At 55.1% G+C, this 24,060-nt stretch carries 22 protein-coding genes; 3 read left to right on the top strand and 19 right to left on the bottom strand.

Translation table 11 applies throughout. From position 1 onward, the window contains the following. Positions 1–20 precede the first annotated feature (20 nt). The 3 genes from B5525_RS36305 to mgtE form a co-directional block, all read right to left on the bottom strand. Positions 21–839, bottom strand: coding sequence for an aldo/keto reductase (locus B5525_RS36305; protein WP_079570748.1), 819 nt, complete (start codon positions 837–839; stop codon positions 21–23). A 106-nt stretch (positions 840–945) separates the two neighbouring features. Beyond that, entirely contained in the window at positions 946–1,269 is a 324-nt protein-coding gene (locus tag B5525_RS36310) for a helix-turn-helix domain-containing protein (protein WP_079570750.1), read from the bottom strand. A gap of 75 nt (positions 1,270–1,344) precedes the next feature. Continuing rightward, positions 1,345–2,763 (bottom strand): magnesium transporter, encoded by a 1,419-nt coding sequence (gene mgtE / locus B5525_RS36315; protein WP_079570751.1) that lies wholly within the window; start codon positions 2,761–2,763, stop codon positions 1,345–1,347. Between the two features lie 124 nt (positions 2,764–2,887). Between mgtE and B5525_RS36320 the strand changes: the two genes are divergently transcribed. Both B5525_RS36320 and B5525_RS36325 read left to right on the top strand, forming a co-directional pair. Then, positions 2,888–3,667 carry a polysaccharide deacetylase family protein gene (locus B5525_RS36320; RefSeq protein WP_079574273.1) on the top strand — a complete coding sequence of 260 codons (780 nt, stop codon included), beginning with the start codon at positions 2,888–2,890 and terminating at the stop codon, positions 3,665–3,667. 101 nt (positions 3,668–3,768) lie between these two features. Next, positions 3,769–5,085, top strand: a complete 1,317-nt coding sequence (locus tag B5525_RS36325; RefSeq protein ID WP_079570752.1) for a polysaccharide deacetylase family protein — start codon at positions 3,769–3,771, stop codon at positions 5,083–5,085. Positions 5,086–5,142: 57 nt separating this feature from the next. Here B5525_RS36325 and B5525_RS36330 read toward each other — a convergent pair whose 3' ends face one another. After that, positions 5,143–5,517: a hypothetical protein gene (locus B5525_RS36330; RefSeq protein ID WP_079570754.1), complete on the bottom strand. Its 375-nt coding sequence runs from the start codon at positions 5,515–5,517 to the stop codon at positions 5,143–5,145. Between the two features lie 498 nt (positions 5,518–6,015). Here B5525_RS36330 and B5525_RS44935 point away from each other — a divergent pair, with 498 nt between their 5' ends. Beyond that, positions 6,016–6,183 (top strand): hypothetical protein, encoded by a 168-nt coding sequence (locus B5525_RS44935; RefSeq protein WP_154073659.1) that lies wholly within the window; start codon positions 6,016–6,018, stop codon positions 6,181–6,183. Here the strand turns inward: B5525_RS44935 and B5525_RS36335 are convergent. The 15 genes from B5525_RS36335 to B5525_RS36400 form a co-directional block, all read right to left on the bottom strand. Beyond that, positions 6,155–8,353 carry a hypothetical protein gene (locus tag B5525_RS36335; RefSeq protein WP_079570755.1) on the bottom strand — a complete coding sequence of 733 codons (2,199 nt, stop codon included), beginning with the start codon at positions 8,351–8,353 and terminating at the stop codon, positions 6,155–6,157. The genes B5525_RS44935 and B5525_RS36335 overlap by 29 nt on opposite strands. After that, the gene (locus tag B5525_RS36340; RefSeq protein WP_079570757.1) at positions 8,353–13,347 is read right to left on the bottom strand and encodes a hypothetical protein; all 4,995 of its coding nucleotides are present in this window, start codon (positions 13,345–13,347) and stop codon (positions 8,353–8,355) included. Before B5525_RS36340 ends, B5525_RS36335 begins: the two co-directional genes overlap by 1 nt. After that, on the bottom strand, positions 13,344–13,856 hold the full coding sequence (locus B5525_RS36345; RefSeq protein WP_154073660.1) for a hypothetical protein: 513 nt from the start codon (positions 13,854–13,856) through the stop codon (positions 13,344–13,346). Before B5525_RS36345 ends, B5525_RS36340 begins: the two co-directional genes overlap by 4 nt. Further along, on the bottom strand, positions 13,844–14,263 hold the full coding sequence (locus B5525_RS36350; protein ID WP_079570760.1) for a hypothetical protein: 420 nt from the start codon (positions 14,261–14,263) through the stop codon (positions 13,844–13,846). The genes B5525_RS36345 and B5525_RS36350 overlap by 13 nt, the downstream gene beginning before the upstream one ends. Continuing rightward, a complete protein-coding gene (locus B5525_RS36355; protein WP_154073661.1) occupies positions 14,260–16,383 on the bottom strand; it encodes a hypothetical protein in 2,124 nt (707 codons plus the stop codon). The genes B5525_RS36350 and B5525_RS36355 overlap by 4 nt, the downstream gene beginning before the upstream one ends. Positions 16,384–16,386: 3 nt before the next feature. Beyond that, the gene (locus B5525_RS36360; protein WP_079570763.1) at positions 16,387–16,668 is read right to left on the bottom strand and encodes a hypothetical protein; all 282 of its coding nucleotides are present in this window, start codon (positions 16,666–16,668) and stop codon (positions 16,387–16,389) included. Further along, the gene (locus tag B5525_RS36365) at positions 16,668–17,273 is read right to left on the bottom strand and encodes a hypothetical protein (protein ID WP_154073662.1); all 606 of its coding nucleotides are present in this window, start codon (positions 17,271–17,273) and stop codon (positions 16,668–16,670) included. Before B5525_RS36365 ends, B5525_RS36360 begins: the two co-directional genes overlap by 1 nt. A 161-nt stretch (positions 17,274–17,434) precedes the next feature. Next, positions 17,435–17,830, bottom strand: a complete 396-nt coding sequence (locus tag B5525_RS36370; RefSeq protein WP_079570766.1) for a hypothetical protein — start codon at positions 17,828–17,830, stop codon at positions 17,435–17,437. Continuing rightward, positions 17,823–18,041 (bottom strand): hypothetical protein, encoded by a 219-nt coding sequence (locus B5525_RS36375; protein ID WP_079570767.1) that lies wholly within the window; start codon positions 18,039–18,041, stop codon positions 17,823–17,825. The genes B5525_RS36370 and B5525_RS36375 overlap by 8 nt, the downstream gene beginning before the upstream one ends. A gap of 157 nt (positions 18,042–18,198) precedes the next feature. After that, entirely contained in the window at positions 18,199–19,218 is a 1,020-nt protein-coding gene (locus B5525_RS36380; RefSeq protein WP_079570769.1) for a hypothetical protein, read from the bottom strand. After that, complete coding sequence (locus B5525_RS36385; RefSeq protein ID WP_154073663.1) at positions 19,215–20,999, bottom strand: right-handed parallel beta-helix repeat-containing protein; 1,785 nt, start codon at positions 20,997–20,999, stop codon at positions 19,215–19,217. Before B5525_RS36385 ends, B5525_RS36380 begins: the two co-directional genes overlap by 4 nt. Further along, positions 20,996–21,640 carry a hypothetical protein gene (locus B5525_RS44940; protein ID WP_154073664.1) on the bottom strand — a complete coding sequence of 215 codons (645 nt, stop codon included), beginning with the start codon at positions 21,638–21,640 and terminating at the stop codon, positions 20,996–20,998. Before B5525_RS44940 ends, B5525_RS36385 begins: the two co-directional genes overlap by 4 nt. A 50-nt stretch (positions 21,641–21,690) precedes the next feature. Next, positions 21,691–22,200: a hypothetical protein gene (locus B5525_RS36390; protein WP_079570772.1), complete on the bottom strand. Its 510-nt coding sequence runs from the start codon at positions 22,198–22,200 to the stop codon at positions 21,691–21,693. A gap of 9 nt (positions 22,201–22,209) precedes the next feature. Next, positions 22,210–23,172 (bottom strand): hypothetical protein, encoded by a 963-nt coding sequence (locus B5525_RS36395; protein ID WP_079570773.1) that lies wholly within the window; start codon positions 23,170–23,172, stop codon positions 22,210–22,212. A gap of 20 nt (positions 23,173–23,192) precedes the next feature. Next, entirely contained in the window at positions 23,193–23,975 is a 783-nt protein-coding gene (locus B5525_RS36400) for a hypothetical protein (protein WP_154073665.1), read from the bottom strand. Positions 23,976–24,060: the final 85 nt, after the last annotated feature.

The raw sequence follows: 24,060 nt of genomic DNA on the forward strand, positions 1-24,060 counted from the left end.
TGGCGGCCCGTGCCCGGCCCTTAGTCCCATTTCGGCGCGAAACCGAAATCGGTGAGCCGGCCCCTGGGGCTGGCCATCGCGAAAATCTGCTGCATCTCGTCATCAGACAGCGCAAAGTCAAAGATGTTGATGTTTTCCGACAGTCGCTCGATCTTCGAGGTCCGCGGTATCGCGACGGCATTCTGCTGCACCAGCCAGCGCAGGCAAACCTGGGCGCGAGTCTTGTGGTGAACCTGCCCGATCCGCCCCAGCGTCTCGTCGCTCTTGATGCGGCCCTTCGCCACCGGACTATAGGCGACCAGCGCCATGCCGTGCCGGGCGCAGGCTTCCCTGACCCGGGTCTGCTCGAGATAGGGGTGGTATTCGACCTGATCGCACACCAGCGGTTCCGGACAGGCCGCCACCGCCTCGTCGATCAAGGCCACGGTGAAGTTGGAAACGCCGATGTGCCTGGCCATGCCGAGCTTCTTGACATGCGCCAGCGCGCCCAGCGTTTCGGCAAGCGGCACGTGCGGATTTGGCCAGTGCAGCAGCAACAAATCGACCTCGGACAGGCGCAGCTTGCTCAGGCTTTCCTTGGCGGATCGTTCCAGTTCGTTCGGCGCGAAGTGGGTGGTCCACACCTTGGTGGTGATGAACACATCCTCGCGCCTGACGCGCGCCGCGCGCAGGCCTTCGCCGACCTCGCGCTCGTTCTCATAGGCCTGCGCGGTGTCGATGTGGCGATAGCCCAGCCGGAGCGCCTGCTCGACCAGTCGCGCGCAGGTTCGTCCGCGCAGCTCCCACGTGCCCAGCCCGATCGCGGGAATTTTGGCGCCATTGGCCTCGACATACAGCATCAGCGGACTCGGACTAGCCAGGCTCCATTATGACCCTCCGCGGGCGCGCTGCCAACAAGGGCGGCGACGGAACAGGCGACGATAGCGTATACCGTCTGCTTAGAGGTCAGGCTCGCGCCAGTGCCGCAAATACCGTGTCCGGGGCGTGCGCGATCACCGCGAGCAGCGCCCTCGCCGGCCCGCGCGGCATGCGTTTGCCCTGCTCCCAGTTGCGGATGGTCTCGACCGGCACCCCTAGCCGTGCGGCGAATTGCTGCTGGGTCAGGCGCGCGCGGCGGCGAAGGTCGCGCACAGCGGGCGGTGCGGCCGTTTCGACCGGTGCTCCGACCGGCACCGAGGCGGTAAAGGGCATCGCCGGGGCGAGCGGAAACTCCTGCCCGTCCCGCAATTCGACGATCCGTCCGTCCGCTTTCAGCCGCAAGCGCTGCATGGTCTGCTCCGGCAAGAATTCTCGACGATGCGCGTTAAGGCCGGATTAACGATAAACGGGTCTCGGCGGATCTCGTTACTTCAGCCCGAACCACAGCGTCGCAATGCCGAGGAACGAGAAAAAGCCGACCACGTCGGTAATCGTCGTGACAAACGTGCCCGACGCCACCGCCGGGTCCGCGCGCACCCGTTCCAGCACCATCGGAATCAAAATGCCGCCGAGCGCGCCGGCGACCAGATTGCAGATGATCGCAAGGCCAATCACGACCCCAAGTGCCGGAATCTTGAACCACAACACCGCGGCGATGCCGGTGATGACAGCGAATGCGAGCCCGTTGACGAGGCCGACCAGGCCCTCGCGCATCACGACGCGAAAGGCGTTGTTGGAGCCGAGTTCGCGGGTCGCCAGCGCGCGCACCGCGACCGTCATGGTTTGGGTGGCGGCGTTGCCGCCCTGACTGGCGACGATCGGGGCCAGCACCGCCAGCGCCACCATTTTCTCCAATTGGCCTTCGAACAGGCCGAGCACCGAGGACGCCAGAAAGGCGGTGGCGAGATTGACCAGCAGCCAGTTGAAGCGACCCTTGGCGATGGTCCAGACGCTGTCGGACAATTCTTCGTCGCTGGTAACGCCGCCCAGCGCCTTCAAATCCTCGTCGGCCTCCTCCTCGATCACGTCGACGACGTCGTCGATGGTGATGACGCCGACCAGCCGGTTCTCGATATCGACCACGGGAGCGGCGACCAGATTGTACTTGCCGAACAGCCGCGCCACCTCTTCCAGGTCGTCCCGCACCGAGACGCGGCGGCGGTCTTCGTCGACCAGATCGGCCAGCAGCACCAGCCTGCGCGAGCGCAGCAGAGTATCCAGCGCCACCGCGCCGTGCCAGTGCTGCGCCTTGTCGACGGCGTAGATCTCGTAGAACCGGTCCGGCAGGTTCGGCGTGTCGCGCATGTAGTCGATCGCGTGCCCGACCGTCCATTCCGGCGGCACGGTGATGAACTCGGTTTGCATCCGCCGGCCAGCGGAATTTTCCGGATATTCGAGGCTGCGCTCGAGCGCATCGCGCTCCGATGGCGGCAGCTTTTCGAGGATTTCTTCCTTGTCCTCCTCGTCAAGGCCCTCGAGCAGTTCGACCGCGTCGTCGGATTGCAGCTCGCGCACGCCCTCCGCGACCGTCTCGGGCTCGAGTTCCTCGAGGATTTCCTCGCGGACGGAGTCGTCGACTTCGTTCAGCGCCGAGAAGTCGAAATGAGTGCCGGTCAACTCAACGAGGCTGACGCGGTCGTCGGGCTCGAGCGCCGCGATCAGATCGCCGAGATCGGCCTCATGGAGTTCCGCAACCACGGCACGCAGGAACGGCTTGTCGGCGGCATGAATCGCGCGCGCGATCTCGTCGACGAATTCGCGGCGAATTTCGCCATCTTCTGCGCGCATCGGCAGCCGGTCGAGCACGGAGACGACGGGTTGGGCAACGTCCAGATCTTCGGCCATGCCGCGTGCTCCGCCGGTTTGACAGAATTGCGCAACTCGTCTGAGTTGTCGCTTCACGCATTACCCAATGGGCAATACCAAGCGCAATGACAAATATCATCGGCGCGTGCGGGGCCGGAAATTCATGAAGGGGCTCGCTATCGCCCTGGTCGCCTGCCTTACTTGGACCGCCGCGGCCCGGGCGGCGTCGTGCCCGCGCGCCGGCGTGCTCGGCACCTCCCGTGTGCTCGCCGTCGATGCCGCCACCACGCCCCAGGTGGGGCTGAAACAGTTTCCGCAGACGCTGCCGCTCGGCGAGCGGGAGGTGGTTCTGACCTTCGATGATGGCCCGTGGCCCGGCACCACGCCGAAAGTGCTGGCGGCGCTAGCGGCGCAATGCGTGCGGGCAACATTCTTCCTGATCGGAAAGCCGGCATCCGAGCATCCCGAACTGGTGCGCCGGATCGCGGCCGAGGGCCACACCATCGGGCACCACACTTGGAGCCATCGCAGCCTGATGCGGATCCCGCCCGACCAGACCACGGAGGAGATCGACCACGGGATCGAGGCGGTCGAAACGGCGCTACACGGTGTCGCGACCAAGGTGCCGAGCACGCCGTTCTTTCGCTTCCCCGGCTTCGAGTCGACGCCGGCGACCCTCGATCTCCTGCAATCGCGCGGCATCGCGGTGTTCGGCGCCGATCTCTGGGCCAGCGACTGGAATCCGATGACCGCGGCCCAGGAGTTGAAACTGATTACGGATCGGCTCAAGGCTGCTGGCCGGGGAATTATCCTGTTTCACGACCCCAAGGCGCGAACCGCCACCGTGCTGCCGGCTTTTCTGCGTTATCTGCGTGACAATCACTATCGCGTGGTCCATGTGGAGCCAAAGGAACCTGGAGCACAGATCAAGGCTGCGCCTTGAGGGCTGGAATCCGGTGCGGAACTCGGTCATTAAGCCGCCGTTCATGACAAGGCGTGAATGATCGGCCGCGGGAAGTGGAATGCAGACGGTGCGTTATCATAATGGCTGATGCGTTGGCTTTGTTCGGCAGGCAGCAATGGGCCGCCATATGCCTGGGGTTACTGACCTGCATCACCGCAACTTCCGCTGAGGCGGCCGACTGTCCCGGCCATCCCGACGCGATCGGCACCTCGCGCACGCTGGTGGTCGATCCGCGCGAGCATCCCCGCATCGGCACCATGCAGTATCCGGAGACGCTGCCGCTGCGGGATCACGAGGTGGTGCTGACCTTCGACGACGGCCCGCTGCCGCGTAACAGCAACCAGGTTCTCGACATCCTCGCCTCGCAATGTGTGAAGGCAACCTTCTTCGAGATCGGCCGGATGGCGCAGGCCTATCCGGAGGGCATCCGCAAGCTGGTCGCGGCCGGCCACAGCGTCGGCACCCACACCCAGAATCATCCGCTTACGATGAATCACATGCCGATGGACCGGGCCAAACAGGAGATCGACGGCGGCATCGCGTCGGTGAAATCAGCGCTTGGCACTGACGACGCCGCACTAGCGCCGTTCTTTCGCATCCCGGGCTTGATGCGCGCCGAAGCCGTCGAGGACTATCTGGCCTCGCAGGGCATCCAGGTCTGGAGCGCTGATTTTCTCGCCGACGACTGGCGGCATATTTCCTCCGCGCGGGTCTCTGACCTCGCGATCAAGCGGCTCGAAGACAAGGGCAAAGGCATCCTGCTGCTGCACGACATCCAGGCGCGAACGGTCGCCGCGCTGCCGAAGATCCTGAATGAGCTGAAGGCGCGCGGATTTCGCATCGTCCACGTCGTGCCGGCGACGCCGCAAAATCCGGCGACGCCGACCGAGCCGCAGGACTGGATGTTGCATCCGCCGTCGGAAAATGTGGCGACGTCGCACTGGCCCAAAATCCCTAATTTCGTCTTCGCCGACGCCGCCACGCTTCCCGCCCCCGCGCTGTCGGATCTGGACTGGCGCGACGGAGGATCGATGACTCTTGCCGAGGATCGCGCCGGACGGGCTGGTCATGGCGTGCCGTTGCCCCGGCAAGCGCCCTGGCCCCGGCAATCGCTGGCGCCGGAGGCCACCAACAACGCCCTGCCGGTGCCGGCGCTCAGCGTCTTCGAGATCAAGGAGGGTCTGCGCGCGGCGACGCGAGGCCTGACGCGCCGCGCCGAGCAACGCGGACCGGAGGATCGTGAAGCGATTTCGGCGACGGCCGGAAGTCACACCCGGACGCTCCGCGGCAAACCTCATCCGTCAGGCGTTCGCCGGTCCGCCGGTAGCGCAGCCGGCAATGCCGCGCATGGCGGCGCGCTGAAGCATCTAGTCCAGGTTAGGAAAAGAAGCGCGTAAGGGGCTGGATCTACCCCGCAAATCCAAGCGCGGTTCGCTCGAGGACGCCCTGATCGTTCAACTCGTCACGATCTTCGAGACGCACAGCAGCACGATCATCGCCAGAAACAACAGATCGATATAGGCATTGATCTCGCCGGCACGACGCAGCGTGGTGACATCGGTGACCACCTGCTTGCGCTGGGTCGATGCGGCGGGACCTTCGCCCAGCATCCCGACGAGACGCCGCGTCTCGAACTCAAGCCGCTCGATGCGCTGGAAGAAATAGAACGAACGCAACGCCGTCGCCGCGCGCATCGAGGCATAGACCAGCACGAGAATCGCAAGGATCGCCCGCTGCTGATATTTGTCTATGAAATTCAGGCTGTAATACACCAGCGCGAAAAACAGGAAATTGGAGATAAACCGATAGGCGTGACTGAGGAATTTCATGTGTAGGTTCCTATCGAGAGTAAGCAGGTTCGTCCTTGATCGAGCTCGCAATCGCAAAACGCCGGCGGTCCGCAAGCCGCAAGCGCCGGCCCCTTGAGACCGTGCCCCCCGATTTACGCCAACGGCGTTACGGCAAGCCTACCGATCCGGCCTTGCACACCATCCGAGCAATTTGGGGTTAAGAATCGGTACGGACACGACAGGTGCTGACCTCCCCATCGACGTCCCGCCCTGTCATGTGTCCCGAAACCAGTGGCTCCGAATCACCACCGCGCATCGCCGGGGATGCGCTTCGGCCCGGTAACGGAGTAACCGCCACATCACAGGATTCTCTGGTGCGCTCGGAGGGACTCGAACCCCCACGATTTTACTCACTGCCACCTCAACACGAAGAGTAGGTCTTACAAATCAACGACTTAGCACTTGACAAAGAAAAACCCCAGAGATTTCCCTCTGGGGTTTTTTTATGTATAAGCCTTAGCAGACCAGGAGAAACAGATGATCCGTCTTTCCCCTCGCCATGCTGTCATCATGGTCGTCGTCTTCACCTTCGTCTTCACGGCCTGGATGTTCCGTTATGAGACGAAGACAACTCAGTTCGGCTATGTCGTCTTAGATCGTTGGCTCGGCACGACGACTACTTGTGATCTGCAGGATCACTGCTAGCCCGCTTCCCGATAACCGGGTCTGCCATTCTTCCCAATGCTTCGTCATAGGCCGCATCATCTGTGAACTTGCCAGCACTGACCAGTCCGCTCTTCGTCGCTGTGACCAGCTTGCCCCAGAAGTCATCCTTCGGAGCGTTCACATCTACACCCAGATCGTGAGCCATCTTGATCAACTCAGGTCCAGTCTCACGACCGTCCTTGCCAAGCATGTAACTCAGGTTGGACAGGCTCTTGTTGAAGCCATCGATCCTCGCCTGGTAGCTGGCTAACATCGCGTCCCCATCAGCCCTTCTCGTCCCATCTGCGTTCCCCTTCTTGTAGGGAGACGAGTCAGCATGGTCGACTGAGAAGAGACCCGTCTTCGGATCTTGGCTCACCTTGACATTTCTATCAGTCGTCAGATCCTGAAGTGTAGAAACTCCCATCCGGTTTACACCGATGAAGTTATCTTGGGTATACTTGACCCAGCCCTGCCAGATGTCCGGATGTTCTGCCTTCATCTTATACATACTGTCCGTCATTGCTGGTGTAGTCATGAGACTATACGCCTCAGTCTGTCCAGATCCGGGAGTGAATGTATGAGCGAAGAAGGCCGCATCATGGACGATGGACCTGGCGATATTGTATCTGGCGCCAGCGTCAGCCTTCTCATTTGTCACAGCCGTCGTGAAGCCGTTGATGATCCCACGGTACTGCTTGGCAGTCACTTCAGGATCACCAGTCGGCTTCTCCTCCAACGCAGCCTTGACAGCGTTAGCCGCCTTCTGAGGACCAGCCGGGGGACCGCCACCGGGAGGAGGAACGGCAGCACCAAGGATTGAATTGTCTCGGATCAGCTTGACGATGGGAACGAGAGGAGTCTGTCCCTTCTCGTCCTTCTGAGTTAGGAGGACGCCAGCAGCGGTATCACCAAGCTTGTCACGGACGACAGCGAAGTTGGTGAACCAAGCGTTCTTCTGCAGATTGCCTTGGACGGAGTCCAGACCTTGCTGATTTGCATTCTTATTCTGAGAGAGGATACCAAAGTTGCCGTCAGTCAACAGTTTCTCATGGTCCTGGAAGGGCTTTAGGAAGTTCTGCTTCATCGATGCTACATTCGACGGACCAACGAGCTGGGCAAACGACTTGCCACCTGAGGGTGCCTGGCCGGGGATGTCATCAGGAGACGAAGCCATATGTTTGTCGAAAGCCTGACCAGCCTCGACGTACATCATGCCGAGCTTGTCTCGCATCTGATTCTTCTGGTCGACCGTCATCTTCGCAAACTCCTGCTGGAGCTGATCGATGGGCTTATTGTCTGGATTATTGTACTTGTCTAAGATTGGACGACTAACAGCATCCAGCCCACCTGTAGCCGTCTGAACAGCATCCGCCGACGTAGCGTTTCCCTGCGCTACCTTGTACGAGAGAGCAGCATTGCCAGCGGATACCTTATGCTCCTCAGCCTGCGCCTGGTAAACGTCCTGCCTGTTCTCATCAAACGTCCTGTTCTGCCAACCAGGTTTCAGGTATTGCAGGTTGGAATTGATAAATGTCTCCTGCTGCTTCTGAGCAGACTGGTTCGCTCGTAGGGCAGCGTTCTGGTCACGTAGCTGGCTAGCTCGTAGTGCATTCGCTGGAGTCATCCCAGTCAACTGGCTGATCTTCTGATCGATCTCATCCCTGAACTGAGGATACTCAGCCCGCACTTGACGGACGAGAGCTTCCATCTTGGCATTGTAATCAGTCGGAGTAAGCCTCCCAATACTTCCCGCCTGCTGGATCTTACCAGCTCGATCAATCATGCCTTGTGCGGGAGCAGGGAGTGATTGGCCCGAAGCCTGAGCGTCCAACGGATCACCCGCCGACTGGCCCGTGACCGGATCGTAGGCAGGATCTTCACTGTCAGGACGAGCAGTCGGACTCTTCAGCCCTAGCCGAGCATCGAGAGCGGCGTTGGATACACCGTTCTTATCGTTCTCCTGGTCGTAGCCGGTCTGCAGCTGGGTATCGATATCCTTCTTAAAGATGTCATGACCAGCCTTGACCGCACCTTCGAAGAGATCGGAGACACCAGCAACCAACGAGCCTGCCGACTTGTCAGACTGAGGCTGCGTCGTATCAGAGATCGAGTTAACGGTCGAAGGGATCGAAGTCGTTTTATCTTGGACGGTGCCGAGAGCAGCCATTAGTTTTTCATATCCGGGTATTCTTGATTAGTTCGTGCTTCTAGTTCAGACGCTGGAGCGTTCTTCAAGAAGTTCTGATGAGCAGTCTCAACCGCATCACGTCCGTTGCCTATTGCCTTCTTCAACATCCGAGCAGACTCAGTCTCTTGGAACTGGCCTAGGACGAAGTAAGCATGGGCACGTTTCATCCGGTCCTTCGCTTCCTCTGTATCACCACGAGCTGCAGCATCGATAGCGTACCTGCTCTCCTTGTCATACAGCGTCTCGTACTCTTTCTGAGCAGCCTTGAACTCCTTCGAAGATTGGTTCATCAGATTGGCGTCTTTGATCCGCCGAGGAGTCAACCCAGCACCGAGGAGCGCAGCTTCAGTCGGTGATACATTCGTCACATCGAGATTGTTCTTACTCACATAGATGCCAGCCGACAACGCACCCAGCACCTTTGCCGCGTAGCTCAAAGTCTTTACGCCTTCAATCGCCTCAGCGAAGTCACCCAGCTTCAGCGGATGTTCACCCGGCTGAGAGGAGACGGTATCCGCCAGACTTCGGAGAAGCGGGCTTGCACCTGAAGCAATACCACTGAGAATGGAATGACTAGCACCCGTAAAGAACTGGAGAACGGACAAGTTACCATGCAGAGCATCGTGAATAGTCGACACACCGTTGACACCCATCCGGGAGGCGAAGTCTGTATCCAGAGCTTTACCAGTCCAGGCTTCAGTAGCTATCGAAGTCATCGTACTCGGGATACCTTCCATCAGTGTCTTGAAGTAGTTGCTGTTAACATCATATCCCTTGTCCAGCGCATACGTCTTCATATCGTCGTAGAACGGGACAGCAGTAGCCAGCGAGAGAGAAGACGGAACACCGTACATCAGTCCGTACGTAGCTAACGCATGAGCCTTCTCCCCGACAGTCAGTCGCTTGCCAAGCATCTGCTCAGCCAGCCGCATCGGGTAGCCCCAGAACTGGCTGGGCACAGAGAACACACCCTGTTGCCAAGTCGACGAAGAGGCACGAGTCATGTTCGCACCGAAGGTGTTACTCCTCGCGAGGATCTCATTCCGTGCTTCGTTGTTCAGTTCACGACCGACGTTGCCAGCCTTCCACTCCTTATAAGCAGTGTTCCAAGCCGTGTACCGGACGAGCCGCTCACCTTCCTGGAAGAAGATCGTACCCTTGTGCAGGAAGGAACCGACCGAACTATTGAACATATTCGGCTCAAGCTGACGATCCAGACTGCCTACCTCACCTTCAACCAGGTGGAGACCAGACTTCTTAAACGCATTGTAGCTTTCGATGAAGTCAGCCTTGTTCAGCATGTGGGGTACGAACTTACTCATACTCTCGGAGATAGATGCCATCCGATCCAAGACGGCTTCACTACCGTTCTTCCCGAGGATACGCATCATGTTGCCAGCGATCATACCAGCACTACCGTTCTTCACACCGCCGATGGCAATACTGTGTACCATCGTCTGAGCCTGCAACGCCAGCTGGACAGGATTGAACATACCAATCGTACTATGAAACGCAGCACTCCGCATGAAAGCAGCCGGATCTTTGATCGCACCGAGCATCCAGTCAGGGAAGAAACGATGATTGGGAATATTCTGGACACGCTCGACACCCTCTTGTCCGGCGTGCTTGTAGATAAAATCCATCACCGACGATTCCGCGTTACGGATCATCGTACTCGTGTCGCCCTCAGTACCGAGAAGGTTCTTCAGGTTCATCAACGCATTCCTGGCAGCCTGGACGGAGGCAATAGGCGCATCCTTCCGGTAGACAGGATCATGAATGTAGTTGAACGGATTAGCCTTCAGCTCAGCTAGAGGCACGTCGACGTATTTGCCGAACTCCTGCGCCCAGGACTCGACAGCAAATGTCTTGTGATCCGACATCATACGATTACGGATAATGCCACCAAGACTCTGGTTCAGCGTAGCCATAGGGTCCAGCAAGGGAGATTTCCCAAGCTGGAAGACAGGATTGTCTTCTGTTCCACGACGCTCGATCTTCGGAAGGACAGCATCCCTCGTTCCTGCGAACTTCTTATCAACACTGGCTGACAAGTTATAGGGAGAGGCAGTAACATCCTCGAAGTTGGAATACCTGGTAGCGAACGGATTCGGACCATACGCTGCACGGTCAGCCGTACTCTGTCCCGATTTAGTAGGCAGGAACGGATGGTCCTTAGCAAAGTAGGCAGGGACTGTCTTACCATTGACGATACTATCCTCGAAGAGGGAACGAAAACGAGTAGCAGAATAAGGAAGCTTGCCCTCGAGGAGGACGTTGTTCAGCTCAGCGTCAGTCTTACCTAACGCGAGGCGAGCACGATCCATCGCAGCAGATTTCTCTACAGCCTGGGCCTCGGTGGAGTGACTGAAAGCAGCCACATCACCACTATAATTGTTACGAGTAACACCATCGGCACCCTGAATTTCTTTTATGACCGGCTGCTTCGTATGGAAGCCTTCCGTATACACACGGTGACCACCAGCCTGGTACGGAGCCTGCTTCCACGAGAGCTGAGTAGCTGCAGCATCCTTTGTGACTACGAAGTGGACGGACTCGTCCAGACCCAGAGCCTTCGCTTCAGGAGCGTAGACGTGGATGACACGATAGCCTTGTTTAATCTTCTCCTGAATGTCAGCACGACCGGTATCACCCATTCCGTTCTTACGGAGGATTGAACCATTGCCCTGCTCGTCGACAACGTAGATCCCAGCGTCAGCGGAATGATCCCACGGGATATCCTTGATCGTCTTACCTTCGAAGGGCTTGACGTTGGTCAGCTTGACAGCACCTTCTTCGTTGACAATGTTATGCGCGAAGGAGAAGTTCTCGACACCAAGCCGAGCCTTGTCCCTGTACCAGCCGAGGTTACGGACAACATAGTCCATATCCGACAGCTGCACGTAGCCGAAGTAGGCACGGGTCTGGGCAGGAGTCGCTCGCTCATTAGTCAGCTGGTAGAACGCATTCTCGAACTCGCCAACGTTCTTGTAGAACTGACCTTGTTTGCCAGTACTATCTTCGTAAAGCTGGTTTGCTTTGAGAACACGAGACAGACTATTGCTTTCCTTCTTGCTCAGATCTTTGAAGGACTCTTCAGCAATTTGCTGGAAAGCAGCTTTGATCCGCTCCGTCCCATGCGTCAACGCATGTCGGTTCTCTCTATTCAACTCAGACAGTGTATCTTCAGGCGTTCTGAACTTGCCGAGGATGGTATTCGCCCAGGAGAGCGGAGTCGTATTCTTCGTATTGATCAGAGCATTGCGGAAGCCATCAGTCGTCTCGTCCAGATTCTTGCTCAGCTCGATAAACCACTTATCACCCTGAGGACGGATACGAAGACCAGGATCTTTCTCGTCTAACCCGTACACGTTGACCGCATGGTTAGCAGCCTGACGAGGATCAGAGAAAAGGTTCTTGTCTACGTCTCCAAGACGGACGGATACCGAGCCGACACCAGCCCTTGAGTATTCCGGAGCATTAAATTTGTAAGGAAGCAGTTCACCGTCAGCCGTCTGTACATCGAGGACAAGACGATCCAGATCAGGATATCGACGAGTCAGCTCATCCCGAGCCTCCTTGACTCCGACAGCATAAGCTTCATCAGGCGCACGAGTCACCATAGGATGATCGGCTACGACGTTGACGAATGTAGTCCTTGCGTCACGGAGCCGCCCAGCCAGATCTTCTGCCTGCGAGCGAGCCAGCGATCCAGCGTTCTGAGTAATAGTATCAATGTTGAAGAGACTGGGAACCTGACTAGCCAGCTCATGCACGTTGGCAGCGCCGGTATCACCCTGTAATATCTTGATCGCCTGGATGTCTGCAGACTCATTAACGTGGCCATTGGCAGCCAGAACGTCCTCAGGCTTAGTCGTCTTAGACACTACCTGGACTGCATCCTTGACAGCCTGCTGGACAGGGTTAGCAGTCTGTCGACCAGTCGTAATTGGATCTACACGAGCAGCATCGAAGGCAGACTGAACTACCTTACGAGGAGTAGACATCTCCACTGCACGGGTTAATGCCGTCGTCGCCTTCCAGGCAAACTTACCTGTAGCACTCGCCGCTTGGCCGACAGTCAACACATCCAGCGCACCGAAGGCGTTGTCTAGAAATTTAGCATCTGAACCGTAATGCTGAACAGCATGGATGAACTGTTGCTGCTGAAGAGGATCACTCTCCATACCAGCCAGCAGTCGATCGACTTCCTTCGCCATTTCATTCGGTGGGAGAGTGTAAAGGTTTTGGATAGTCGCCGCCCGGTTACTTCCCGAGATCCCCTCGACTTCCTTATTGTACATCATGTACGTCTGGTAGCCGGGAAGCAAAGTCTTAGCCATGTTGCCCAGGTAGGACCCCATACCCATCTTCTCAACCTTCGCGTCTACGTCTGCAGCCTTCGTCTGGACGATCTGGTTCTGAGTCGTAATCCGCTCACCCACGGACGCTGTGTCCATCGTAGCATTGAAGTGACCATCCAACCCGACGTTAAACGTCGCAGTCGGTTCACTTCCCATACCCTTCCGGATTACCTGATCGATGTAGGCAGAAGCATATTTATGTTCGAAGACGGTGTCCGGCTGGTACTCAGGCTCAGCCTTGATGAGACCAGTCAGAAAGTCGTTAGTCGCCTTTGGATCTTCCTGCCACATCTTCTGGTTAGCTTCACCAACCAGATCAATCTTATTCTTCTTATACTCCGCAGTCGCATCAGCGTACTGCCGTTGGCGAACCGAAGCCTCGTCACCATTCATCAAAGCAGACTGAATCTGAGGGACACCAGGACTGCCGCCAGCAGGCCAGCCGTAGTCAGCCTTCGTCGCCCGATCAAGAGCGACCGGAGCAGACACACTCGGAATACTCTTAGCCGTCAGATCGACGAGACCCGGATCAGGAGCAGCAGGAGGAGTCAGATCGACTGCACCCTGAGCCTGTTCGTCGGTCGCGTAGTCCGGCATAGCATACGTCATGAAAAGAGCTTGTCCTTAATAGTCATACCAACCTGAGAGATCTGGCCTGCGTTCTTCAACATCCCACCTCCCAGACTTTCTAGTCCTGACCCGAAGGCAGCCGTGCTATTCCCGGCTGCAATTGTCATCTGGGCTGACGTCATCCCGTGCTTCAATGTGAGCGCAGCCTGACCAAACGCCTGGTTCTGACCTACGGCACCCACGTTGTCAGCAGTCTGGGCACTGTCAGCAGACAAGGCCCCTTCGAGTCCGGAGCCTAGCTGGGAGCCTGAATTAGTCGCACTGCTCGTAGCATTAGCGCGAGCGACAATGCCCTCACGGATCATCTGACGCTGTTGGCGGGTAGCCGTAACCTGGTTCTGCTGAGCCTGCAGATTCTGCTGCTGCTCCTGGTTCTGTAGCAGAGATTGAGTACCAGCTGCAGCCTGCTTCTGGCCCTCGTAACTCATCACCAGACCGGCACCGCCGATCACCGCACCTGTGACAGCGATAGCTGCTATGAAAGACATTTGTTCTTCTTATACGTCAGGTATTCGACTTCTGACTTCGCAATGAAATGGTTCTCAATCTGAGCGACATCCGTCAACTCAGTCGCAAGGATCGTAGTCCAGACACACTCAGTCAACGTGTGGGCTACCCGCTTCGTCCCTGCGGGAGAGACGACGGAGAAAGGAGCGGAGACCTCGACGATACCGTCTTCAGTCAATACCTGCATCGTACCGAAGCTGAGGATGTTCAGCTGGGGATACTTGTGGATCTCACCAGTCAGTGTCACACCAGCAGGAATAGTAATCTCACGACTGTAGACACCAGGAGAGAAACGATGAACAGGCTCAATAACCAACTGAGGTAGCTTGTACAGCTCCGCTTCAAGGGCAAAGACTTTATCTCTGGTAGAGTGGGAGACTTCGTTCATATGCTTGAATTACCCGTAACCCAGATACTCCAGCCAACCACGTTAAACGGCTGGCCACGGACGGAGGAGAACTCAAGCTGGAGGGAAACCCCCTGCCCTCGTACCTTCAACTTTCGATGGGCATAGGAATAAGCGTTACTATTAGTCGCACGAGTGAACCCGTTGACGACTGTCTGCCTAGTCGAAATCTGATTGGACAACGACGATGAGCCGAAGTCGAACACACCCTGAAACAAGTACGACGTAGGAACCGTGTCATCAGAGTAGACGTAGACATAATTACCCTGGATCTTCCTCTGACCCTCGCCAAGGATCTTGTACCCGGAGACAAAGAAGGACGAATAGTCAGCGTTGACCCCCGTACTGGTCCAGTCCGTATACGTAATGTCCTGGCACTCAGCCCATGTGAAGAGGAAACTTCCTGATCCATTCGACCGGGAAACGAGGAACTTGGACACCGGATGGATCGTCTTGTTAGCGATGTTATACGAGACGACCTGGTTACCCAGAGCGTCCAAGACATTCGACGGCGCAACGGAGAGAACCGTATTGAAGGAAAGCTGGCCCGACCCTGCCTGCACGACAAGTGTATTATGAACTTGGACACCCGGACTTATCGACCAAGGATAAAAGGCACCAGACAAGACGTTAAAGTTCAGGATCTTGTCGAACTGTTCTGTCTCTTCGACGGAGGCAGCAATCGTACTCCGGTACGTCCACTGGATGACATGCGTCAGACTGTTGTACACCCCCTTCGCCTGGCCCTTACTTGCCAGTGGGATGCTAGCAAACCAGTCTTTGATCTTCAGATCGGTCATACTATCTACAGCAAGGACACCATTCTTGTTCGCCATAGCGTAGATACCGTCAGCATTCCACCAGCACGGATATCCCATCACAGAGACAAACGACGTAGCAGAGATCGTACGGACAGATGTAATCTTCTTGACCGTATAATCATTAGCAGAGAAGCCCGCAGCGTTACTGCCTTGGATCGACCAACAACCATTCGTGCAGAAGGCAACGAGAGCGCCCTCCATCGCTATCAGTTTGATGATCGTCCCTGCATCAGGGATCTGGATGACACCGCCATCGGAAGACAAAAGATCGAAGGCTGACTCAGCAGTCGGATCGTTGCTCTGCATACACAACCCGAACTGCGCGTCACTCGTACAGATCTGTGAAAAGTAAATCCTCGAATTGAAGCCTTGCGCGGAGACTCCAGCATAGAAGACACGACCAGCGAAGAAAGCATTCGTACTAGCCCGTTGGTAACCCGTCGTTTCTACGGTAATGCCTGCGACACCAGAAACCGTACTCCGATCAACATTGTAAGGATTGACGATGTAGTGCCCACGCGGAGCAGGACTGTTACCGAGGCTGACGTTCGCCACCTGAGTGGTATCAAAGACGTCACTAGTATTCTTATACGCCCACCAGATATCCGCATTGCTCGGATAGACCGCCAGGTTCGTCTTGAACGTGGCGTAGTAAGCAGTGTTGAACGCCCAGCTCTGGTTCTGCAGATTGTAAGTATGAGCAGTCGTCAACGAGCCAGGACGAGTATCTGTAGCTACTCCCAACTCCTTTAGTCCTTTGAAATCTCGGATCTGAAGAGTGATCTGGGTAGCCGTGAACGTCAGAGCGACAGGATCATACGAGACCGAGAAGGATTCAAGGTTAGGATGGGAGACAAACAAATACCCCATCCCCGCCGAAAACTGACACTCAAGAGTCGCGGGACTCGGAGCGCCAGCAGGCGAGAATGGGGTCAAATCGATTGTAGGAGTCAGTGCACCAGCCGAAAGACCGGACACGACACCAGCATCATAGAAGTAAAGCGTAGGCCCGATCTGGACTACGGCAAAGTTGATCGTTCCATCACCAGCCACGTTCTCCCACAGCCACGCATTGACTACATTCCCCGTACGATTAATAGTCTTGTCACTGAAGTTCAGCTCCATATTGAAGCCGGGACGACGAGTGACAAAGCCACGTTCGTTGAAGATGCAGTTATCAGCTGCCGTGCAAGCGTTTTCTGGAAAGTTTAGAGCAGTAGCTTGTGAGACTAATCCACCACTAAAATTGTTATCAATCGAGACGGCAACAGAACGAGACAAGTATTATTTCTTTTCGTAACCAGGCTTAACTTGGAGGACCGGGCGAGGAGGGGCATCAATATCAGCGACGGCTAGATTTCGATCCTCTAGGTAATTTGCTATCGCGCGATCAACGGCTTCGTGGGTAGTATAACTTCCCTTGTATTTCTCCGGCAGCGCGCCTCGGTCGAGAGACAAAGTCCAGAAGCCGTACTGGAGATCTCTCGCCGCTGTGATCTTATTTCCGTTATCAATCTCCGTGACCCTGGTATTTCCTTCTTCTCCGGTCACATCGTAATCAAACATTATTTTCTTCCGTAATTCGGGAGACGATCAAACTCAGCCGACCTCCCATTGATCTGACGTCTGTTCCGCTGAAGCGAAGTCCACAAACGCTTGCTGGTTCCTTCTGCCTTTGCATGGACAGTCTGTTTCAACTCCGCAAAGGCTAGAGATTTTGCTTCATTCCGAAGGAGAGAGAATTGAGCATCGTTCAAAGGCGGGACGAAGGAGTCGACTACCGAGAAGACTTCATTGATCTTGCCCGCACACTGAGTCTTTGATCCCTGGAGTGTCGTATCGACGGCAGAATCATAGCTGTCGAACAGGATCTGGTTATCGTCAGGCGATGTGTAATAAGAAGGCGGGAGGTTGTTTGTAAAGTAGAACGGGATCGAGTTAGCACCGATGACAATCCGGCTGGTACCAACAGTCAAATCCGTACTACCTCGTAGCTGGTCGCTTCGGTTGAAGAAGTCTTTCACCGTCAACCACTTCACATCCGTATAAAATGAATCTGTATCCGTCACCTTCCGACAGTCATACTTGACCCAACGGACAGACGAGATGTTCGCCGGTATCGTCATCAACGTCGGGAGGAGAGCATTGCCTGACGCGACAAGATTGAACATCGTGTCATCAGACGGAAGACCCGTCCTGTCTACGATATCGTAATACGTATTGCGAACAAGACGTGCTACCTGGAGGGACTCAGTCGTATCGGTAATCGAGTTGACGGAGTCACTGTCCATCGAGGACAAGATGTCCTGGACGATAGTTAGAAGAGTATCTTTCACTTCTTCAAATATTCTTGGACAGACGTATGGAGGAACAGGTACATCACCATCCAACCCGCCCACTGGTTGAGCGGATCAGGGAACGCTAGGATCGGTTTGATCTGGGGGAAGTAGGGATGGAAGAGACAATAAAAGACGATACTGGCAAACCAGACGATCAGCGGGTAGACGAAGCCGTACTGCATAATCCGGACGCCGAGGTATTGCTGACCAGCAGCAAGCAATGCCTGACGAGCCTTAACGACTTCGGTCTCCTGATTGATCAGCTGGACATTGACCGTCCCATCTACCTTATACTTCTCAAGAGCTACGTCCTGCTTCTTCTGTGCGTATGCAGACAGACCGTCGATAATCTTCCCGACGAACGGGATCAGTGACAACCAACTAAACATCCTTCACCTCAGAGACAAGATCTTTGTACTGACGGAGGAGAAGGAAGAGAACACCAATGACGAGCGGGGCATAAGGACGCCAATGCTCAGGAATGATCGGGGTATAGTCCAGGCTGGACGCGATAAAAGCATCATACAGCCCGATGAGAGACGTCACGACACCGAGGGTGAAGGTCTTCCACTCCCGTTTTAGTTTCTGAAAGTCGATCAATTCGCTTTACTCGGAAAAGTTGTATGGTAAAAGAAGGTTGGAATAAATGGGAATGCCAAATGCTCGCAGTCTTAATCACGCTTGGCGTGATCGTCGGAATAGTCGCGCTCTATTTGGCAATCTGCCTACCGATGATGAAGAACCCAGCGATCCACGACTAGGCGAGCCGGACGGCTGAGATCGTACTGTCCTTCGAAAGTCCTGACTGATTAAACAGGATCTTTCCGGACGTCGACGAAAAATCCCGGCAAGACAGTCTGAGATTTCCGGCTGGCGCTGTAATAATCCCAGACAAGGAAACGAAGAGCTGAACATTCGCGGCTGTAATTCCGAACGTACTTGACGCAATCAACGTCGTACCGTCCCACAGCTTAAACGTGAAGCCCGCTGCCCCAACTGTGTCTGTAACCAAAATGCTGCCGGACACGAACCACGTCCCCACTGTCCCCTGCGCGACACTAGGACCGTCGAAATAGTTCGCTATATTACTCAACGCCACATCGGCACCTAGGGTATTAGTGAATACCGGATGTGAAATCCGAATGTCATTCACCGCATTCGTCAGGCCGACACCCAGCGTAAACGCACCAGCATTTCCTGCGATGCTTGTGACACCAGAAGCGACATTCGCCTTAACGTAAGCGGTAGTTGCTATCGTCGTGCTATTGTCCGCTGTCAATGGCGTAGGAGCGGTAGGTACACCCGTCAACGCCGGACTAGCGACATTGGCCTTCAAGGCAGTCGCAGTAGCCGCATTATTTGCGACAACCGTATCTGCCGCAGCTTGGGCAGTCGAGACTGGCTTATTTACGTCACTCGTATTGTCAATGTTACCAAGCCCGACATCCGCCTTGACGAGGGACAGATTCACCTTAGCAGTCGAGACATTCGCCAGATCAGAAAGGTTATTGATCTTCGCCAATGCACCGACAAGACCAGGCGCAGCAGACACATCGATAAGACGGACCGGCTCAAGACCAGAAGCGGGAGGAGGAAGGTTGAGTATTCGATGGCTGTTCATGTCGAAATCAGCACCCATCGTATTGGGTCCCGTTCCGTCCCTGCTCACCGTGTTATCAAACGCAGCTACCAACGTCGCGTTGTTAGCCGTCTCCTGCGCCACAGCACTAGCATCATTGACGAAGGAAGCCGGAGTAGTAAGTACGACCTTAGTCACGTAACACTCGCACCTTTATTATTACCGAACTGACCGATCAGGCTTGTCGACGTACCATCGACGAATAGCCCAGTCGAACCGGGACCGTTTAACTGATTGCCAACAATGTTGAACCCAGTCGCACCACCGATGTTCATGCCGAAGCCACCGGACCCAGCGTAGATAAAGTTTCCATTGATCACACCGCCAAGAATCCACGGCACCGTTGGGTTGGTACCCGAGTTTTGCATGTTGATGGCAATGTTATTACCGATAATCTCGTTGCCAGTTATTAGGACATTCCCAACCTGTTCGGTCACACCAGCGGGACGCTGAAACAGAATCCCGATTACACATCCCTCGATACTATTATTCTGAATGAAGAACGGTGAGATTGCCTGCGTCGTGACAACGTTTGGCAGAATCGCAATACCATTCCCCTGTTGGTTGTGATTGATTTTATTATTGACGATCCTCAGCCCACCACCAGACTGGACAACAATGCTATTGGTTACGGCACCTGACGAAAAGATACTGTTAATCAGCATCGAATCTCCGGAGCCAGGGACGTTGACCCACTGCAAGATACAATCGTCAGACCAGGAGCCATCCATCCTGACACGATCAATCAGGAAGGTACCGGCGTTGACAGTGATGATACCAACGTTTGCACCAACCATCTGAATATCACGGATGATCGAGTCTACATTTGCCGCCGTCCCGCCCCCAGGCGCATCAAGAGTTATTCCCGTCCCCCCTGTTGTGGGTTTCGCAGGGTATACAATCTGAAACTTTTCGAGGATAACCGACGACGGCGTACTAACCGAGATGCAGCTGTTCGTCGTACCGCAGACAAGCGTCGTCGACTTATAACCAGTCGCCGCTAGCAGGTTGGCTACAGACCCCTCATATCCGACACCAGTAAATGTAATACGTCCGGTAATCGAAAGTACCGTTCCCAGCTTATAACTTCCGGGAGGGCCGAAGGAGATACCACCGACGATCGTCGCAGCGTCAATCGTCCCCTGGATAGCAGCAGAATCGTCAACAGCCCCCGCTCCCGTAGCACCGAAGGCACGCCAGTTATAAACCGGGCCAACGACTTCCCACCAGGCAGTGTCAGCAGATTGAAACTTGCCTGAGTGAGACGGAGGAGAACCCACCTTCTTATAGAGTGCATCGCCCCAGTCACCTACAGCAGCATAACCAGCCGTTCGGAGAAACGTCGCTCCTGCCGGGATCGTCGCTGCAATCGCAGCCGTCCTAGTAGCGAAGATAGTCGTATTAACGGAAGAGACAGCAGCCACCGCCGCGTCAGTATACGCAGTCGTAGCAAGCTGAGTATTATTCGTAAGAGCCGTTGCAGTCGGCGCAGTAGGAACACCAGTCAGTGCCGCATTAAAGGCAGCCGCTTTCGCATTAATCGCAGCAGCCTGAAGCGTCGAGATAGGCTTATTCGCATCACTCGTATTCGTAACCTGGTCGACTCCGAGGTTCACCTTCGTCGTCGCTAGACTCGCAACATCCGAAAGATTATTCGCAGACAGCAACGATCCGATTACCGACGTCGCTGTAGTAATGTCCCCAAGACGAACAGGCTCCAGCGGTGACGAAGGACGAGGAAGATTCAGTATCCGTTGACTATTCATGTCAATCGGAGCGTTCATCTGATTAGGACTGGTACCATCACGAGACAACGTGTTCTCGATGGCAGCCGTTAGTGTGGCGTTGTTAATCCCTTCCTGACCGACAGCACTAGCATCATTGACGAAGGAAGCAGGAGTAGTAAGCGTGACTTTCAAGCTAATTTCCAGATCAATACTTCGCCATAAACCTCGGTCGCCTGTCCGAAACCGAACGGAACATTCACATTGCTAGCTGATTTAAAACTCTGGAGTTCAAGGATCGACGACGTAGCAAGAAAAAATCGGCCTCTGACCCCGACACTACCCTGATCAAGACGCGAGACGCCAACAACGCCACTGATCTGAAAATATACAGATTGTCCAGACTGAAGCACAGAGGCCGTAGTCAGATTAGATAACCGCGCACGGAATGCTGTACTAATACTCGTATTCGTCGCGAGGGCGTAAGGCATCAAGGCATCTACGAAATATGTACCACCTGGTAATGTTATCTGGTTCGACGAAAGGCTTGCACCGGCAATCTCATTCGTCTTTACGGTATTCAAACTTGCTTGAACCCACGTATTGATAGCAGAATTAGAAACACTATTGACACCAGACGGCTGCTCCTCACGTACATGGAAGAGCGATGCACCAAATGGATTAGCCAATCCCGAAATAGCTGTCGCCGGTAGTTTGACGAAGGAACCACTTCCGGCACCATCCGCTACGAAGACAGTACTCGCTGCAGCAGTCGACACACCCTTGCTCTCATGAAGATCAGGCCCAGTCAGACTAGAGTGAGGAACATTCGTCATTCAAATTCCTAAAAGGTGGGGAGAGGTTTTTAAGCCCCTCCCCTCTCCGGTTACGGAGTCGTGTAGTAGACGCGGACCTTGGCAGATCCAGCGGTGAAGTTGGCAGTACCAGCCAGAGCGGTAATCAAAGCCGTGTTCAGAAGGTTACCACCACTGCCGACAAGCGTGCCGACGAAGGAAGCACCCACGATCAAGGTAGTGATCGAACCCAGGGTAAGAGTAGCCACGGTGACAGCGTTAGCCAGCGCCGTAGTACCCAGGTTGGTAAGCGTTGCGCGATCCGTCTGGATCAGACCGAGAGACAGAGTCGCCGTGGCACCGACGAACGCGGTCTCCACTTCGATTTCCACCTTCTCGATATGCGCACCCTTGGCAATCGTATCCTCATTGCTGAGGACCGTATTTGTGCCAAAGGCAGCAAGATCACTGAAGTCAAGCTTCAGTTCGACGAAGCGGTTGGGACCGAAGGTTTTGTACTCACCGTATTTAGCGGAAGCACCTTCCTTGTCACCAAGACGGACGTAAAGACCGTCAGCATTAGTCCAATTGGTATTGGTCATTGTGTATCCTTAGACCTGATCAGTCGCTGAAAGGACGGTGACCAGGTTTTCAGGCCTGTACAGCTTAACGCCATAACGAGCCGTAGTCACATACTCTTCGCGCTGAAGATCTTTGTTGTAGTCAGTATCGACCTTGGGCGGCTGACGGAGAGAGCCGATGAACGGCAGAACATCCGGGGCAGCGGAGAAGAAGATATTCGACACACCCGAAGAGTTGATCGTCCGGGAACCAGACGTCGCGACAATCGTCTCACCAGCGTTAGGCGTCAGATTGACAGTCGTGTAGCAGTCGAAGCCGTACACGTTCGCGATGAACTTGGTACCAGTACTGAAGCCATCCTTGACGACACCTTCCCAACGCGGGTTGTTCTGAACCGACGTAAGGTTGGTCAGCGTCGACAGCTGATACTCGACAGTCGGATCGACGAGAGCCGTCAGATTAACCATCGGAACGTTCGCCTTCTGCAGCGCCAGCTTCGCCTTAGCGAAATCGTTCACCGAGATAACGTTGTTCGTACCAGTCGCTACAAACCGATGATCAACACCGTTGATATTGTTCGGATTGGATGCAGTCTGGCTGTTCGGACCAATGGCCAGAACATCAACTTCCAGAGCCTTCATGATCGCACGTTCCATCTTCGGAACGAACGAGGCGACAAGGCGGGACATGTAAAAACTGTCCTGCTTCATACGCTCAGTAATATAAGTCGCAGTCGACTTGTATTTGTTGATCGTGAAAGTCAGGTTACCAGTCGCGAGACCAGTGTACCGGACAGCCTGGCCTTCTAGGTAATCAAGCACTTCAGCCTGACCGATCGAAGGAATGTTGATGGTATCACCATCGGGGAAATCCGATACCATATCGAGGTATCGCATAGCCATCAGCTCTTCGAGAAGAACCTCTTTGATCTGGCTGGACCAAACGTTAGCCCGAATTAGATTCGGGGTACCGGCGTAAGTAAGACCTGACATTGGTCAGGAAACTCCTAAATTTAGGAGTTCGTGAGTCCGAAGCGTTCTGGGTCCGCAGCAGCATCTTTGTGCAGCTGGGCTTGGACCTGAGGAGACCAGTAAACCCGGTCACCCTTCTCTAGACGAAGCTTGTCGTAGTAAGCCTTGTCTCGAAATGTGTCGCTTGGAGCAAAGCCGGAGTCAGGATTTACATCTGACACTGGCGGGGAAGAAAAGAGATTACGGCGATCAGCCGGTTTATCTTCAACACCGATCAGCTTGAAAAAAGCTGCCGGGTTTTCAGCTGCGAGATTGTTGAGAAATGCTTCTCCCAATCCGAGCTGTCGTCCTTGTTCACGAACTTTGGTTGCGAAATTAGGCCCAAGTTTTTCCTGAAGCTTCTGCTTGACGGTGGCACGGTTAGTGTTTCCACGCCGTTCCGCCTCACGCTTGCTGAGCAACGCATCAATCTGCGCCTCTAGCTGCTCTGGAGTCTGTGCCTGTGAACTTGGGACCTGTTCGCTACCGTGGTGCGGCTCGCTAATGGGTGTCTTGCTGGTGCTGGAAGCGATGTTGTCCACCAAATCTTCCAGGCGAGTACGAGTACTCAATTCTGCTTCGAGCCGGGCTTTCGTCGCTCTGAACTCAGCAGCCTCAGTTTCGAGGCGTTGAATGTGAGCGTCTTTAAACACGGCTCCCTTAGCCAGGTCGGCTACAGTCTTATACTTCTTTCCTTCACCGACTAATTCGGTCGAATAGTCTTTGGAAGGATCAAGATCAGTATTTAGGCTTTCGGCAAACAACGATTGGTCATCGGTAGGCAAAAGTTAGTCTTTCTTGAAAGTGAAGAGAGCGATTAGCTCTTGGTACGCACTGTACCGCCCGTTGCGATTTGCCTGTTTGAATGGC

This window comes from Bradyrhizobium erythrophlei (genome assembly GCF_900129505.1).
GTDB lineage: Bacteria > Pseudomonadota > Alphaproteobacteria > Rhizobiales > Xanthobacteraceae > Bradyrhizobium > Bradyrhizobium erythrophlei_D.

Excerpts from the sequence above, each read along its gene's own strand:
- B5525_RS36395 (WP_079570773.1), bottom strand. The coding sequence starts at position 23,172 with ATGTCAGGTCTTACTTACGCCGGTACCCCGAATCTAATTCGGGCTAAC.
- B5525_RS36365 (WP_154073662.1), bottom strand. The coding sequence starts at position 17,273 with ATGTTCAATCTTGTCGCGTCAGGCAATGCTCTCCTCCCGACGTTGATG.
- B5525_RS36370 (WP_079570766.1), bottom strand. The coding sequence starts at position 17,830 with ATGTTTAGTTGGTTGTCACTGATCCCGTTCGTCGGGAAGATTATCGAC.
- mgtE (WP_079570751.1), bottom strand. The coding sequence starts at position 2,763 with ATGGCCGAAGATCTGGACGTTGCCCAACCCGTCGTCTCCGTGCTCGAC.
- B5525_RS36305 (WP_079570748.1), bottom strand. The coding sequence starts at position 839 with ATGCTGTATGTCGAGGCCAATGGCGCCAAAATTCCCGCGATCGGGCTG.
- B5525_RS36330 (WP_079570754.1), bottom strand. The coding sequence starts at position 5,517 with ATGAAATTCCTCAGTCACGCCTATCGGTTTATCTCCAATTTCCTGTTT.
- B5525_RS44940 (WP_154073664.1), bottom strand. The coding sequence starts at position 21,640 with ATGACGAATGTTCCTCACTCTAGTCTGACTGGGCCTGATCTTCATGAG.
- B5525_RS36310 (WP_079570750.1), bottom strand. The coding sequence starts at position 1,269 with ATGCAGCGCTTGCGGCTGAAAGCGGACGGACGGATCGTCGAATTGCGG.
- B5525_RS36350 (WP_079570760.1), bottom strand. The coding sequence starts at position 14,263 with ATGAACGAAGTCTCCCACTCTACCAGAGATAAAGTCTTTGCCCTTGAA.
- B5525_RS36345 (WP_154073660.1), bottom strand. The coding sequence starts at position 13,856 with ATGTCTTTCATAGCAGCTATCGCTGTCACAGGTGCGGTGATCGGCGGT.
- B5525_RS36340 (WP_079570757.1), bottom strand. The coding sequence starts at position 13,347 with ATGACGTATGCTATGCCGGACTACGCGACCGACGAACAGGCTCAGGGT.
- B5525_RS44935 (WP_154073659.1), top strand. The coding sequence starts at position 6,016 with ATGATCCGTCTTTCCCCTCGCCATGCTGTCATCATGGTCGTCGTCTTC.
- B5525_RS36360 (WP_079570763.1), bottom strand. The coding sequence starts at position 16,668 with ATGTTTGATTACGATGTGACCGGAGAAGAAGGAAATACCAGGGTCACG.
- B5525_RS36320 (WP_079574273.1), top strand. The coding sequence starts at position 2,888 with ATGAAGGGGCTCGCTATCGCCCTGGTCGCCTGCCTTACTTGGACCGCC.
- B5525_RS36390 (WP_079570772.1), bottom strand. The coding sequence starts at position 22,200 with ATGACCAATACCAATTGGACTAATGCTGACGGTCTTTACGTCCGTCTT.
- B5525_RS36325 (WP_079570752.1), top strand. The coding sequence starts at position 3,769 with ATGGCTGATGCGTTGGCTTTGTTCGGCAGGCAGCAATGGGCCGCCATA.
- B5525_RS36335 (WP_079570755.1), bottom strand. The coding sequence starts at position 8,353 with ATGGCTGCTCTCGGCACCGTCCAAGATAAAACGACTTCGATCCCTTCG.